Source organism: Caballeronia sp. GAWG1-1 (assembly GCF_023631465.1).
GTDB lineage: Bacteria > Pseudomonadota > Gammaproteobacteria > Burkholderiales > Burkholderiaceae > Caballeronia.
This window is the reverse complement of sequence record NZ_JALQDB010000010.1, coordinates 1-14,304: the sequence shown is the minus strand read 5'-3', so window position 1 is coordinate 14,304 and position 14,304 is coordinate 1. Positions and strand designations below refer to the sequence as shown.

General features: G+C 62.2%; 16 protein-coding genes and 1 tRNA gene. 9 read left to right on the top strand and 8 right to left on the bottom strand.

From position 1 onward, the window contains the following. Positions 1–51: 51 nt before the first annotated feature. The 6 genes from pcaC to NCT03_RS06090 are packed head-to-tail and all read right to left on the bottom strand — an operon-like array spanning position 52 to position 5,229. Positions 52–438, bottom strand: coding sequence for a 4-carboxymuconolactone decarboxylase (gene pcaC / locus NCT03_RS06115; RefSeq protein WP_250492248.1), 387 nt, complete (start codon positions 436–438; stop codon positions 52–54). Further along, positions 435–1,229, bottom strand: coding sequence for a 3-oxoadipate enol-lactonase (gene pcaD, locus NCT03_RS06110; RefSeq protein ID WP_250492246.1), 795 nt, complete (start codon positions 1,227–1,229; stop codon positions 435–437). The genes pcaC and pcaD overlap by 4 nt, the downstream gene beginning before the upstream one ends. A gap of 27 nt (positions 1,230–1,256) precedes the next feature. Beyond that, a complete protein-coding gene (locus NCT03_RS06105; RefSeq protein WP_250492245.1) occupies positions 1,257–2,615 on the bottom strand; it encodes a 3-carboxy-cis,cis-muconate cycloisomerase in 1,359 nt (452 codons plus the stop codon). A gap of 4 nt (positions 2,616–2,619) precedes the next feature. Beyond that, positions 2,620–3,822 carry a 3-oxoadipyl-CoA thiolase gene (pcaF, locus tag NCT03_RS06100; RefSeq protein WP_250492243.1) on the bottom strand — a complete coding sequence of 401 codons (1,203 nt, stop codon included), beginning with the start codon at positions 3,820–3,822 and terminating at the stop codon, positions 2,620–2,622. Between the two features lie 33 nt (positions 3,823–3,855). After that, complete coding sequence (locus NCT03_RS06095) at positions 3,856–4,512, bottom strand: 3-oxoacid CoA-transferase subunit B (RefSeq protein ID WP_250492241.1); 657 nt, start codon at positions 4,510–4,512, stop codon at positions 3,856–3,858. 12 nt (positions 4,513–4,524) lie between these two features. Then, positions 4,525–5,229, bottom strand: coding sequence for a 3-oxoacid CoA-transferase subunit A (locus tag NCT03_RS06090; RefSeq protein WP_244827716.1), 705 nt, complete (start codon positions 5,227–5,229; stop codon positions 4,525–4,527). A gap of 220 nt (positions 5,230–5,449) precedes the next feature. Here NCT03_RS06090 and NCT03_RS06085 point away from each other — a divergent pair, with 220 nt between their 5' ends. The 5 genes from NCT03_RS06085 (at position 5,450) to NCT03_RS06065 (ending at position 9,049) form a co-directional block, all read left to right on the top strand. Further along, the gene (locus NCT03_RS06085) at positions 5,450–6,262 is read left to right on the top strand and encodes an IclR family transcriptional regulator (protein WP_250492240.1); all 813 of its coding nucleotides are present in this window, start codon (positions 5,450–5,452) and stop codon (positions 6,260–6,262) included. Positions 6,263–6,337: 75 nt separating this feature from the next. Beyond that, positions 6,338–7,261 carry a LysR family transcriptional regulator gene (locus NCT03_RS06080; protein ID WP_250492238.1) on the top strand — a complete coding sequence of 308 codons (924 nt, stop codon included), beginning with the start codon at positions 6,338–6,340 and terminating at the stop codon, positions 7,259–7,261. A 125-nt stretch (positions 7,262–7,386) separates the two neighbouring features. Beyond that, positions 7,387–8,283 (top strand): LysR family transcriptional regulator, encoded by an 897-nt coding sequence (locus NCT03_RS06075; RefSeq protein WP_250492237.1) that lies wholly within the window; start codon positions 7,387–7,389, stop codon positions 8,281–8,283. Between the two features lie 183 nt (positions 8,284–8,466). Then, positions 8,467–8,883 (top strand): hypothetical protein, encoded by a 417-nt coding sequence (locus NCT03_RS06070; protein ID WP_244827712.1) that lies wholly within the window; start codon positions 8,467–8,469, stop codon positions 8,881–8,883. A gap of 89 nt (positions 8,884–8,972) precedes the next feature. Further along, positions 8,973–9,049 (top strand) — tRNA-Pro (locus NCT03_RS06065). A gap of 425 nt (positions 9,050–9,474) precedes the next feature. Here the strand turns inward: NCT03_RS06065 and NCT03_RS06060 are convergent. Further along, complete coding sequence (locus NCT03_RS06060) at positions 9,475–9,927, bottom strand: winged helix-turn-helix transcriptional regulator (protein WP_250492236.1); 453 nt, start codon at positions 9,925–9,927, stop codon at positions 9,475–9,477. 124 nt (positions 9,928–10,051) lie between these two features. Between NCT03_RS06060 and NCT03_RS06055 the strand changes: the two genes are divergently transcribed. Both NCT03_RS06055 and NCT03_RS06050 read left to right on the top strand, forming a co-directional pair. After that, complete coding sequence (locus NCT03_RS06055; protein ID WP_250492235.1) at positions 10,052–10,687, top strand: NADPH-dependent F420 reductase; 636 nt, start codon at positions 10,052–10,054, stop codon at positions 10,685–10,687. A gap of 52 nt (positions 10,688–10,739) precedes the next feature. Next, entirely contained in the window at positions 10,740–11,678 is a 939-nt protein-coding gene (locus tag NCT03_RS06050; protein ID WP_250492234.1) for an SDR family oxidoreductase, read from the top strand. Between the two features lie 59 nt (positions 11,679–11,737). On the opposite strand, the gene NCT03_RS06045 is transcribed toward NCT03_RS06050, so the two are convergent. Next, positions 11,738–12,106, bottom strand: a complete 369-nt coding sequence (locus tag NCT03_RS06045) for a winged helix-turn-helix transcriptional regulator (protein ID WP_250464428.1) — start codon at positions 12,104–12,106, stop codon at positions 11,738–11,740. Positions 12,107–12,214: 108 nt separating this feature from the next. On the opposite strand from NCT03_RS06045, the gene NCT03_RS06040 reads away from it, so the two are divergent. Beyond that, positions 12,215–12,949, top strand: a complete 735-nt coding sequence (locus tag NCT03_RS06040) for an SDR family NAD(P)-dependent oxidoreductase (RefSeq protein WP_250492282.1) — start codon at positions 12,215–12,217, stop codon at positions 12,947–12,949. 199 nt (positions 12,950–13,148) lie between these two features. After that, a complete protein-coding gene (locus tag NCT03_RS06035; protein ID WP_250492233.1) occupies positions 13,149–13,544 on the top strand; it encodes a nuclear transport factor 2 family protein in 396 nt (131 codons plus the stop codon). Positions 13,545–14,304: the final 760 nt, after the last annotated feature.

Below are 14,304 nucleotides of genomic sequence, written 5' to 3'. Positions count from 1 at the left end.
TTCGCGATGAACGGCCCTCGGCTTGACATGCCGCAACAGGCGGAAAGCTCCTTACTTCTTCTGCGCCTCTTCCTCGAAGATCTTCTGCGCCAGATGGAACGCCGAGTTCGCGGCCGGCACGCCGCAATACACGGCCGTCTGCAGCAGCACTTCCTTGATCTCGTCCTGCGTCACGCCATTGTGCTTCGCGGCGCGCAGATGCAACGCGAGTTCCTCGCCGCGATTGAGCGCGACCATCATCGCGATGGTGAGAAGGCTGCGCGTATGACGCGGCAAGCCATCGCGCGTCCAGATTTCGCCCCACGCATAGCGCGTGATGAAGTTCTGGAAATCCGTGGTGAGATCGGTGCGGTTGGCAAGCGAGCGGTCCACGTGCGCATCGGACAGCACCGCGCGGCGCACCTTCATGCCGGCTTCGTAACGTTCGTCATCAGTCATGGTTGTTCTCCGAGAAAGTCGAGCACGGCGCGCGTGTAATCGTCGCGCTTCTCGATGTTCGACAAATGCGCCGCGTCCAGTTCGACGTAGCGCGCGCCTTCGATATAACCCGCCAGTTCGCGGCCCTGCTCGGCTGTCGTCGACAGATCGTGCGTTCCTGCGATCACGAGCACCGGCAGCGCGATGGTCTTCGCTTCGGCGCGCAGATCGGCGTCGCGGATCGCTTCGCAATTCGACGCGTAGCCTTCGCCCTCCGTATGCCGGAAGACATCGCGGATGTTGGCGAGCACGAGCTGTTCGCGCTCGATGAACAGCGCGGTGAACCAGCGCGCGATCACGGCGTCTGTCAGCGACGACATGCCGCCTGCTTCACGCGCTTTCGCGGCGCGCGGCGTCCACACCGCATCCGAGCCGATGAGCGCCGCCGTGTTCGACAGCACCACGCGCGAGAAACGTTCGGGATGACGCGCGGCGAGCCCGATGCCCGTGAGCCCGCCCATCGACAGACCGCAGTAATGCGCGCGTTCGATGCCGAGATGATCGAGCAGCCCGACGACATCGCCGATCAACTGATCGATGGTGTACGGCCCCGCTGGCGCGTCCGAATGGCCGTGGCCGCGCGTGTCGTAACGCACCACGCGGTAGTGCTCGGCGAACGCTTCGACTTGCGGCGTCCACATGGAGACATCGGCGCCGAGCGAATTCGACAGCACGAGCCACGGGGCGTCATTGCCCGCGCGGGCATCGACTCGATAGTGAATCCGGGTACCGTTGATAGCGGCAAGGGGCATGCTGTATCGCTCCTGAATCTTGTGCGCTCACGCGTTCGCGCGATGTAGCTCGAGCGCGGCGTCGACGAAGGCCTGTGCCTGACCGGCGTAATTCGCCGGATCGAGCAAGGATTTCAACTGTTGTTGCGAAAGATGCTGCGTGACGGTTTCGTTCGCGGCGAGCACTTCGAAGAGAGACTGGCCGCTTGCCACCGCCGCCTTCGACGACTGCTCGACGAGCTTGTGCGCATCCAGCCGGCCGATGGCGTCGCCGAGCGCGAGCATGACCGCTTCGCCGAGCACGAGACCGTTGGTCGCGTCGAGATTCCGCGCGAGCCGCGCGACGTTCACTTCGAGACCCGGCACGATGCCCTTGATATTCGACAACGCGCCCGCCGTAAGCCGCGCGAGATCGGGCAGCGCTTCCCATTCCGCCTGCCAGCCGCCGAGCGCGCGTTCGTGTTCCTGCACCATGCCCGCGAAAACCGTCGCGACGAGATTGGGCGCGCGCGTCGCGGCAGTCAGCACCGCCGCGCAACCCACGGGATTGCGCTTGTGCGGCATGGTGGACGACCCGCCCTTGCCTGCCGCGGCCGGCTCGGCGAGTTCGCCGAGTTCGGTCTGCATCATGAGCGAGATGTCGCGCGCGATCTTGCCAAGCGTGCCCGTGAGCATGCCGAGAAACGCCGCCGCCTCCGCGATGCGATCGCGTTGCGTATGCCAAGGCAGCGCGGGCAGGGCGAGCTGAAGTTCATCGGCGAGTGACTGCGCCACCGGCAAGGCCTTGTCGCGCAGACTCGCCAGCGTGCCCGCCGCGCCGCCGAATTGCAGCACGAACACGCGCGATTTCAGTTCGTACAGACGCCCGCGATGACGCGTCACCGCATCCAGCCACTGCGCGAACTTGAGACCGAGCGTGATTGGCAGCGCCTGTTGCAACCATGTGCGGCCGATCATCGGCGTCGCGTGATGCTTCTGCGCTTGCTGCGCGAGCGATGCGGCGAGTTCGCGCAGATCGGCATCGATCAGTTCGAATGCGGCGCGCAGTTGCAGCATGACGCCCGTGTCGATGATGTCCTGACTCGTCGCGCCCCAATGCACGTACTTGGCGGCCTCGGCGTCGCCGGCCTTCACCACGGCGGTCAATTGCTTGACGAGCGGAATCGCGAGATTGCCGCCGGCGGCCGCGCCGGTCATCAACGCGCCGGCGTCGATGTTGTCGGCATTGCACGCGGCGACGATCGCATCGACCGCGCTCGCCGGAATCACGCCATGCTCCGCCGATGCACGCGCGAGCGCCGCTTCGACATCGAGCATGGCCTGCACCGTCGCGCGCGCCGACCATAGCGCGTTGGCGGCCTCGTTGCCGCAGATGAGATCCGTGAGACGACCGGTCGAGGCGAACATGTCCTTAGACACGCTCGATGACCATCGCAATGCCCTGGCCCACGCCGATGCACATGGTGCAGAGCGCGAAGCGCCCGCCCGTGCGCTGCAACTGATAGCTCGCGGTCGTCACGAGCCGCGCGCCGGACGCGCCGAGCGGATGTCCGAGCGCGATCGCACCGCCGTTCGGGTTGACGCGAGGATCGTCGTCGGCAATGCCGAGCATGCGCAGCACGGCGAGCCCTTGCGAGGCGAAGGCTTCGTTCAGCTCGATCACATCGAACTGGTCGATCGTCATGCCAAGGCGCGCCAACAGCTTCTGCGATGCGGGCGCCGGTCCGATACCCATCACGCGCGGTTCGACACCCGCGGTCGCGATGCCGAGAATGCGCGCGCGCGGCGTGAGGCCATGACGCTTCGCGCTTTCTTCGTCGGCGATCAGCATGGCGACGGCGCCATCGTTCACGCCCGAAGCGTTGCCCGCCGTCACCGAGCCGTCCGGACGCACCACGCCCTTCAGCTTCGCGAGCGTTTCGAGACTCGTCTCACGCGGATGCTCGTCCTGCGACACGACGAGCGCGTCGCCCTTCTTCTGCGCGATGCTGACCGGCGTGATTTCCTGCGCAAGCGTGCCGTCCTTCTGCGCGCGCGATGCCCTCTGCTGACTGCGCAGCGCGAACGCGTCCTGATCGGCGCGGCTCACCTTGTAGTCGTCGGCGACGTTCTCGGCGGTTTCGGGCATCGAGTCGACGCCGTAGAGCTTCTTCATCAGCGGATTGACGAAGCGCCAGCCGATGGTCGTGTCGTGAATCTCGGCCTGACGCGAGAACGCGCTCGTCGCCTTGCCCATCACGAACGGCGCACGGCTCATGCTCTCGACGCCGCCCGCGATCAAAAGGCTCGCCTCGCCCGACTTGATGGCGCGCGCCGCGATGCCGACCGCATCCATGCCCGAACCGCACAGGCGGTTGACCGTCGAACCGGGCGTGCCCACGGGCAAGCCGGCAAGCAACGCCGACATGCGCGCGACGTTGCGATTGTCTTCGCCCGCCTGATTCGCGCAGCCGTAGATCACTTCCTCGACGGCTTCCCAGTCCACTTCCTTGTTGCGTTCGACGAGCGCGCGCAGCGGCACGGCGCCCAGGTCGTCGGCACGCACGGAAGACAGCGAACCGCCGTAACGGCCGATCGGCGTGCGGATGGCATCACATACGAAAGCTTCTTTCATCGGTCAACTCCAGTTATCTCTCAGGCGAAGCGTTTATGCAGCCTCGGACAGCGGCACGTATTGCAGCGGCACCTGGGCCAGCTTTTTCAGTTCGTCGAACGACAGACCTTCCACCATCTCGCGCACGACGAAGCCTTCCGGCGTCACGTCGAACACGGCGAGGTCCGTATATACGCGATCCACGCACTGTACGCCCGTCACCGGATAAGAACACTCGGCCACGAGCTTGCTCTCGCCTTGCTTCGTGAGCAGTTCCATCATCACGTACACCTGCTTGGCGCCGATGGCCAGGTCCATTGCGCCGCCGACGGCGGGAATCGCATCGGGTGCGCCGGTGTGCCAGTTGGCGAGGTCGCCCGTCGCCGAGACCTGGAACGCGCCGAGCACGCAGAAGTCGAGATGGCCGCCGCGCATCATCGCGAAGGAATCGGCGTGATGGAAGAACGCGCCGCCCGTCAAGAGCGTGACGTGCTGCTTGCCGGCGTTGATGAGTTCGTCGTCCTCTTCGCCCCTCGCGGGCGCGGGACCCATGCCGAGCAGGCCGTTTTCGCTATGGAGGAAGATTTCGCGATCCGCCGCGAGATGATTGGCGACGAGCGTCGGCACGCCGATACCGAGGTTCACATACGCGCCTTCGGGAATGTCCGCGGCCACGCGGCGGGCCATTTCGTCACGGGAAAGTTTCTTCATGGCTTCGATCCTTCAGGATGCAAGTTCAGCTTCGAGTTCGGCGGCATGCACCGCCTGCGGCACTTCGACCACACGTTGCACGAAGATGCCCGGCGTCACGATGTTTTCGGGGTCAAGCTCGCCGAGCGGCACGACCTTCGACACCTGCACGATGGCGGTCTTCGCGGCGCTCGCCATGATCGGCCCGAAGTTGCGCGCCGTCTTACGATAGACCAGATTGCCCCAGCGGTCGCCCTTATAGGCCTTCACGAGCGCGAAGTCGGCGTGTAGCGGCGCTTCGAGCACGTAGTGCTTGCCGTCGATCACGCGGGTTTCCTTGCCTTCTGCGAGCTTCGTGCCGTAGCCGGTCGGCGTGAAGAATCCGCCGATGCCCGCGCCCGCCGCTCGAATGCGCTCCGCGAGATTACCCTGCGGCACGAGTTCGAGTTCGATTTCGCCCGCGCGGTAGAGCGCGTCGAAGACGTGCGAGTCGGTCTGACGCGGAAACGAACAGATGATCTTGCTGACGCGCTTCGCCTTCAGCAAGGCGGCGAGACCCGTGTCGCCATTGCCCGCGTTGTTGTTGACGATGGTGAGATTGCGCGCGCCCTGTTCGATGAGCGCGTCGATCAGTTCCGAGGGCATGCCCGCCGTGCCGAAACCGCCGATCATGATGGTCGCGCCGTCTTGCACATCCGCCACCGCCGACGCGAGCGAGTCGAAAATCTTGTTGATCATTGCCGTACTTTCTCCTGTGTCGAACCGACTTGCGTGTCAGCGGCTGCTTGAAGCAAACGCATCTCGGGGTTTACCTGTGCGCCGACAAGCTTGCTTCGAAATGTTCGATATGCGAACATGGATTCGTTAAGCGAACATCGGCATGTTAGTCCCCGGTTCTTTGTCGTGTCAACGAAGCATGCGCGAAGTGCGGGTTTGTACGGGTCTTCACGCTTTCAATATGTCCACTCCAACGAATGCCGACGCGGATTCATCCGATAACCCCGCGCGTCCCGGCGACGCCTACGTGCAATCGTTCGCGCGCGGGCTTTCGGTCATCCGCTCGTTCGACGCGAACCGCCCGGCGCAAACGCTCACCGATGTCGCCGCCGCGACCGGCTTAACGCGCGCGGGCGCAAGGCGCATTCTCCTTACGTTGCAGGCGCTTGGTTATGTCGAAGCCGATGGCCGCCTCTTCCAGCTCACACCGAAGATACTCGACCTGGGCTTCGCCTATCTCACGTCGATGCCGTTCTGGAATCTCGCCGAGCCGGTCATGGAAGAACTCGTCGCGCAAGTTCACGAAAGCTGCTCGGCGGCGGTGTTGAACGGCGCGGAGATCGTCTACGTGCTGCGCGTGCCGACCCACAAGATCATCACGCAAAATCTGTCGATCGGCAGCCGTCTGCCCGCGTTCTGCACGTCGATGGGCCGCGTGCTTTTCGCCGCGCTCGACGACGCACAACTCGACGAAGCACTCGATGCCAGCGAACTCGTCGCGCGCACGCCGCACACCATCGTCGACAAGACTGCGCTCAGGGAATCGATCGCGCTCGTGCGGCGCCAGGGCTGGGCTATCGTCGATCAGGAACTGGAAGAAGGATTGATCTCGCTATCGGCGCCCATTCGCGACCGGCAAGGCCGCGTGATCGCCGCGCTGAACCTCTCCGGCAACGCGCAGCGCAAGAGCGCGAAGCAAATGGTGAAGTCGTTCCTGACGCCGCTGCAGGAAGCGGCGCAGCGCGTGTCGGACATGGTTGCGCGGCGTGGATGATCCGCGAGACACTCCACTATCCGCGAGGCGAATGCCGCATGACGCACTATTTCGCCGGACGATAACGACGGCCGCATGACCGACCTCGACCTGAATCTGATCCCGTTCCTCGTCGCGATAGAGGAGACGCGCAACGTGAGCCGCGCCGCCGAGCGGCTCGGCGTGAGTCAGCCGCGCGTGTCGACGGCGCTCGGACGGTTGCGCGAATATTTCAACGACCCGCTGTTCGTGCGGACCTCGCGCGGCATGGAGCCGACGCCGCGCGCCCTGGCGCTCGTGCCGGCGGCGCGCGAGGCGCTCGGGCGGATCGAACGCGGTTTGCTCGATACGCAGCACTTCGATCCCTCATCGAGCACCGACACGTTCTCGATAGCGCTGTCGGATGTCGGCGAGATCGTGTTTCTGCCGCGCTTGTTGCAGGCGTTCGCAACCGAGGCGCCGCAAGCGAATCTGCGGTCTGTGTCGGCTTCGCACGGCGATGTCGAGCGCGGACTCGAAGCCGGTTCGATCGATCTGGCGGTCGGCTATTTTCCCGATCTTCGCGGCAACAACTTCTTCCAGCAGCGGCTCTTTTCGCACCGGTTCATCTGTCTCATGCGGCGCGATCATCCCTTCGCGCGCGAGCCTCTCACGCTCGAACGCTTCTGCGCATGCGGCCACGCGGTCGTGCGCGCCGAGGGACGCAGTCAGGAGATCCTCGAAAATCATCTCGACAAGGAACGCGTGCGGCGCCGCGCCGTGCTGGAAACGCCGCACTTCATGAGCTTGCCGTTCATTTTGTCGCGTACGGATCTCATCGCGACGGTGCCGCATGCGATCGGCTTCGCTTATGTGGCCGAACACGCGTCGATCACGCTCGCCGAGCCGCCGCTCGCGCTGCCGAGGTTCGATCTGCGGCAGCATTGGCATCGCAAGTTTCAAAACGATCCACGCACGAGTTGGCTGCGCGGCGTCGTTGCCTCGCTCTTCAACGACGCACTCGACGAATGGCCGAAGTGACGGGCAGCTTTCCCCCGACGTGCGCCGATGTCTAAGACGCCCGCTCCGGCTTGCGTCCAAGCGGCTCTCATCCGCAGATAAATCCGGCTAACATTGGCGTTTTGTTTCCTCGGAGGAAATGATCGATGGATGCGCTCACCAGTCTTCGCGTATTCCGCGAGGTCGTCGAAGCCGGGAGTTTCGTGAAGGCGGCCGAACGGCTAGACATCTCGACCGCGATGACGAGCAAACACGTCGCCAACCTCGAACGCCATTTGAACGTGCGGTTGCTGAATCGAACGACGCGGCATCTCAGCCTGACCGAAGCCGGCAACGTTTATTACGAACAGTGCAGCGAGGCGCTCGATATCCTGCGCGCGGCAGAAGCCGCGGTCGGCACGCAGACGGCGCAGCCGCATGGCGTGCTCAAGGTGACCGCGCCGGGCTGGTTCGCCAATCGTAAGTTCGCGGATTTGCTGGTGGCTTATCAGGCGCGTTATCCGGATGTGCTCGTCGATCTGCGCCTCGAGAACCGCTTCGTCGATCTGGTCGAGGAAGGCTACGACATGGCCTTGCGCGCGACGTCCGAGCCGTCGCCCTCGCTCATCGTACGGCCGTTGTGCCGGATGCCGTTCGTGCTGGCGGCATCGCCTGCGTATATCGAACGGCATGGGCCGGTGCGGCATCCGGACGACATGGCGCGGCATCGCGTCGTGCTGCCGACTTACACCAATATCGAGACGGTTACGCTGACGGGCGCGGACGGCGCGTTCACGGTCAGGAATCAGCCGGTGCTGAAGACCAACGATACGTCGATGGCGCTCCAGCTCGCGCGCGCCGGGATGGGCCTGGCGTATCTGCCGGCGTGGATCGTCGATCCCGAACTGGGCGCGGGCAACTTGCTGCGCGTGCTGCCGGGCTACGAAGCGTTCGCGCCGTCGGTGTATGCGGTGTACACGAGCCGCAAGTACATGACGCCGAAGGTCAGAACCTTCATCGATTTCTTGTCGGACTCGCTGAACGATCAAGAACCAAGGAACTGACCGAATCACGACAGAATTCGGATTAGTCGTAGATTAAGAATACTCGTATTCAAGCGCTGCTTGCCGTGTGTGAATATCGCGCCCAATTCCCGGTTTGGCCTTCCACGATCTGGTTATCACGGATTGTGACGATCGCCGCTGGGGAGGCTGGCTCTTTCACGCATCATCATTGGCATAGCGCACATGGACTTCTTTCCCTGGCTCCCCTTGTTGTTCAACCTCTTGCTTCTGTGCGCGGTGATGTTCGTCTGCCGCACGATCAACGCAAGTCACGGCAAGCTGCTGTGGAATGGCGCACTCGTGTTCTTTATCTTCTGCTTTCTGGCAATGGCTCTCGACTTCGTACTGACGATGGTCTTTGCGTCCGCGAGTTTTCATGATCACACGCAGTATGAAAGCATCGCGACGCGGAGCAAGTGGAGCGAGCGCGTGCTGAGTTACCTGATTCCTTGTGTCGTGTCGGCGTTGTTGGCACAGCGCTTTCGCAAGCGTCAGCGCGCAGCGCTTGCGCGCAAGCGGCGCGTGCCGACGCTTCGTAACAATGACGCGCCTGTTTCGATCAAGACTTCCCCTTACACGCAGTCTGAACTCAGGCTGTGAGCATTTTCGAGTAGATTCGACGAGTCCGAACACGAATTTCGTCGAAGCAGTTCTACTATTCGTTTCGCTCTGATATACTTTCGCTCTTTCGGGGCGTAGCGCAGCCTGGTAGCGTACCTGCATGGGGTGCAGGTGGTCGGAGGTTCAAATCCTCTCGCCCCGACCAAATTAAGCCCGCGTAATCTTTTGATTACGCGGGCTTTCTCATTTGTATGTCCATGGCGAAAGAAGCGATTCTGACGGCTTCCAAAAGAACGCCGCCGAAGCGCATTGCGTACAGTCAAGATGGGCGTCCTGCGCGGCTGAATCTTCATCTCCGTCCTGCGCGCGCGTGGCGTGTGCTACGGCGGGCTGAAGAGAGTCGATGTAGTGGTCGCGCTTTCTTTTCATCCGTTATCGCTTTCGCCCTAATGTCTTAGATCGCGTACGGAATGGAGCTGAAGCCGGCGCGATTTTTCGCCCGCTCAGGCCGCTGAACCTCAGTCACGGTCTCCAGAACCGTTCTCGACATCGGGCCGCTATTCGCCGCACCTCTCGGCTAGCCATGCGCGCATCGTTTATCGACGTAGCACGGCATTCCTGCCGTCCTGTCTATTCCTTGCTCTCCGGAAACATACATCCGCCATTCCGAACCAGCGTCTTCACCTCTTCGCTCACCAGTAGGGGACTTTGCCTTAATCGGGCAATGAAAGCCTTACTTCGCCGTACGTACGACTTCGAATCGTACTTCGCGCTCCATAGGACGATGTTCAGCACGACAGGGATGAGGTCCAAGCCCTTCTCGGTCAGCGTGTAGAAGTCACGGCGCCCATCGTCGGGGCTGGGCGCCCTCGAGAGAATTCCTTGCTCCTCAAGAAACGCAAGGCGGGACGCAAGGACATTGGTCGCGATCCCCTCTTCCGATTTCAGAAACTCGCCATACGTCTTCTTGCCAACAAAGACGATGTCGCGAATGATCAAGAGCGACCACCGGTCGCCAAAGATCTCCACGCCGTAGTTCACCGCGCAATGGGATCGAAGGTCTTCTTTGGATGTCGTCTTCATGGCCAAATATTAACATCGCTTGCATGAAGCAAGTAAATTTCCTTGTTTACTTGTTTTTTGCAAGTTATTTGAATAGGATGGTTGCTAGTGGTTACGAGCACCACCCAACTCACCAGGAGACTGCATGAGCACGATCAGCATCATTGGCACAGGCGGCATGGCCGCAGCGATCGGCCGCCTTGCCGCCAAGGCGGGACACACAGTCGAGGTAATGAGTCGCGACGCTGCCAAGGCGCGGGCGCTTGCCGAAGAGTTTGGAGCCAACGCGACGACAGGAACGTTCGGCGTCGCCCCGGCCGGGGACATGGTCATCCTGGCGCTTCCCTACCCAGCCGTTCTCGACGTGGTGAAGCAATACGGGAACGAGCTTGCAGGCAAGGTTCTCGTGGACATCACCAATCCCATTGCCTCCGATCACGTGAGCTTCGTGACTCCGGGCGACAGCTTCGGCGCGCGGGAGATCGCCAAGGCCGTGCCTACCGACGCGAAAATCGTCAAGGCGTTCAACACCCTGTTTTCTCACGTCCTGGCTGCCGATCCAGTAGAGGGCCGCCTGTTGGACGTGTTCATCGCCGGGGACGATGCACAGGCGAAAGCACGCGTCTCGGCATTCGTCGCGAGCCTCGGACTGCGCCCGATGGATACCGGGCCGCTGCTCATGGCGAAGACGCTGGAGCACGTCAGCCTGCTGTCGCTGGGACTTCTCACTCACTCCGTCAAGCACGCCAACTTCTCAATCGGCGTCAGCCTGCTCGGCTGATTGCATCGGCGCCACGACATCTCGCATCACATCTTCTGGAGGCAGCAATAACATGCACGTTTTCGTCACGGGCGGGACCGGCCATATCGGTTCGTACATCATTCCCGAGCTCATCGCCGCCGGCCACGAGGTAACCGGCCTCGCCAGGTCGGACAAATCCGCGGCGGCGGTGTCCGCGCTCGGCGCAAAGGTGCGTCGCGGCGATATCTCCGATCTCGATGAACTCAAGGCCGCGGCGTCGGAGTCAGACGGTGTCATCCATGTCGCGCATAGACAAGACCTGCTTCCCTCTGGCGGGCTCGATGCCGTGGCCGCCGCGGAACTCCGGATCATGCTTGCGTATGGCGACGCACTGGCCGGAACCGGCAAGCCGCTGGTCGTGTCGGCGAGCATCGGCTCACCCGGATGGGAAAGCCTCGGCCGGCCCGTCAGCGAGGATGACCCTGCCCTTCCGGCCGGCGATGCATACAAAGGAACCCTGCGAGTTCGTAACGTCGTGGAGCTCGCCGTCATCGCACTCGCGCAGCGGGGCGTGCGGTCTTCGGTCGTGCGGATTCCTCCCATCGCGCACAGCACAAGCGATGCAGGCTTCCTCCCGTTGCTGATTGCGCTCGCAAAGGACAAGCGCGTCATCGGTTATCCGGGAGACGGCGCAAACTTGTGGCCGGCCGTGCATGGCCGCGACCTCGCCACCTTGTTCCGTCTCGCGCTGGAGAAAGGTCCGGCTGGCAAAAGTTGGCACGGCATCGAGGGCGAGGGCATCGCTTTGCGCGAGATCGCCGAGGCCATCGGCAGCCGCCTGGGCCTGCCGGCCGTGAGCATTCCCATCGACGTGCTGATGCTGCCGGGATACTTTGGCTTCCTGACAAACCTGGTCACGCTGGACCTTCCGGCGTCCAATCTCATCACGCGTCAGGCTCTCGGCTGGAAGCCTGCCCAGCCCAGCCTGATCGAGGACCTCGACAATGGCCACTACTTCCCTGCTCTTTGAGTAGCGAAAACGGCCTGGCACGTTTTGATGGCGCGTTAAACGTGGATGTCGGCTGTCTTTTATCTCAACCTGTCGCGCTCAGCGAGCATGTTCACCATTTCGGCCATATTCTCGGTTCCCCAAGTGCACAGCGGGACGATCTTGTCGGCCAGGCTTCGACCGAGCGGCGTCAGCGTGTAGTCCACGCGCGGTGGCACCTCCTGATAGTCGGTCCGCGCGAGGACGCGATCGGCTTCGAGTTCCTTCAATTGCTGGATCAGCACCTTGGCGCTGACGCCGTGGACATTGCGCTTGAGTTCGCCGTAGCGCTTCGGGCCGTCGAGCAGGAAGTACAAGATCAGTGGCTTCCATTTGCCCGCGATGATGCTGAGGGTCGCGGCTAGCCCGTAAGAGTAGCGGCCACCGCAGGTCGGAGAACAGTCGGTCATATTGTGGTTACCAAAAGGTGCATACTTGTTCTTAGGTTAGTCCAACCGCATACTTGTTTCAAGCAAGCAATTCCTGCTTCCGTACAACTTGAAAGAAGGATGCACGACATGACCAGACTCAACGGAAAGACGGCTGTCATCACCGGCGGCGCCACGGGCATTGGCCGCGCGGCAGCGAAGCGCTTCATCGAGGAAGGCGCTTTCGTCTTCATCTTCGGCCGTCGGCAAGACGCACTCGACGATGCCGTGGCCGACCTCGGGCCCAATGCCCGCGCGGTAAAGGGCTCGGTCTCGGATGAGGCCGACCTCGACCGACTTTATGCTGCGGTGAAGGACGAGCGCGGGACCCTCGATATCGTCTTTGCGAATGCCGGCGCGGGAAGCCAGCTAGCGCTCGGCAAGATTACCGCCGAGCACATCGACGAAGCCTTCGACACCAATGTGAAGGGTTCGATCTTCACGGTCCAGAAGGCGTTGCCGCTGATGCGCGATGGCGGTTCTATCATCCTGACCGGATCGAGCGCCGGCACTACGGGCGCTCCTGGAATGAGCGCCTACAGCGCGAGCAAGGCGGCCGTGCGCAACCTCGCGCGAACGTGGGCGGAGGACCTGAAAGGCACCGGCATCCGTGTGAACGTGTTGTCACCCGGGGCGACGGCAACCGAACTCGCAAAGGAAGCGCTGGGCGAGGAAGGCCAGAAGATTTTCGCCTCGATGACTCCGCTTCAGCGCATGGCCGATCCGGCCGAGATCGGAGCGGTGGCTGCCTTTCTCGCGTCGTCGGACAGCAGCTTCATGACCGCCAGCGAGGTGGCCGTCGACGGTGGCTTGGCGCAACTTTGATGTGCCGTGGCGGTTCGGGCTAAAGTCGTTCGCAGTGCCCCTTCAGTGGGCTTGTTGGTCGACGGCGGAAAGCGTGGGTCCTAAGTGCCGCGTGTTGGACTGCAAACCGCGCGGCACATCGATGGAGCAGCGGCCGTCCGACGTAAGAGCGCGACCTGTTCCAGTTGCGGGCCTGTGTCACGAACATGGAGCGATACCGATGAACGCACAAGCGAACGTCCAGGTCGTGAAGGATTTCTTTGCCGCGCTGGGCAGCGGCGATAAGCAAGCTTTGCTGGCCATTTCCGCAGAAGACATCGAGTGGATCGTTCCGGGCGAGTGGGCGCTGGCCGGCACCCACCGTGGACACGCGGACTTGGCGAACCTGTTGCAGAAGGCTTCCGAGATGGTGGATACGTCCTACCCCGCCCCGCCCGAATTCGTTGCTCAGGGTGACCGGGTTCTGGTCGTCGGCTTCGCGACGGGCAGAATCAAAGCCACGAACAAGACCTTCGAAGACCACTGGATCTTTGCCATCACCGTTCGCAATGGCAAGGTCGCGAGCATCCGCGAGTACATCGACACGCTTGCACTGGCCCGGACCTCCGAACTTTAAGGCTAGTCATTGTGTTGGGCGATCGAGGATCAGGAAGTCGCTGCGTTCGTAGTCTCCGCCCGAGCTGGCTGATAGCCATCAACCTCGAAGAACTCATATTGGATAACTAGCAGCGGAATGAGCGGTTTCATAGTCGGATGCCTGCGCACGTCCGCGTCCAGCCAGGCGTGAGACGCCTCTTTACCTTCCGCCGCGCCGCTTCCGCGGCATCGTTTTTTGCGCTACCGACTGTCAGATACTTTCGCCCGCAATCGCGAGGAAGCGTTCACGCTTCGCAGCGGGCTTCGTCATGGCGAGAGGAAGATCGGCTTTGTCTCGCACATCAACGAATTCAAAGTCATTTCGGCCCGCTTGCTATCATGCCTACCTGCGTGACGGCGGCTCGTAGTAGCGCCACAAGCCAAGCTCAAGTGTCTTCTAGCACGGGCCAACAGTGTGGATACGAAGGATTCGTGTGCACAGCGCCGTCCGGCTAATCGGCTTGACAACGACGACTTTCACAACGGCCCCAGCGCGCGAGACAGGTGATGAAGCATGAAGCCGCTATCTAGATTTTTTTCGAGAAAGGCTCCGCAACCAGCAGTCGAGGTTCCGTTACCGCCACCGGAAGTGACTGACGGACAGTTCTTTTTCCCAGTTCTGGAAGAGGTGGCTTCGAGAATTCGGACAGTTCATTGAGTGGGAAAGCTGGGGCGTGAGTCGGCCATAATGGCCGGCAACAAGGAACCAGAAGATGACGAAACGAAACCGACGGACCCAC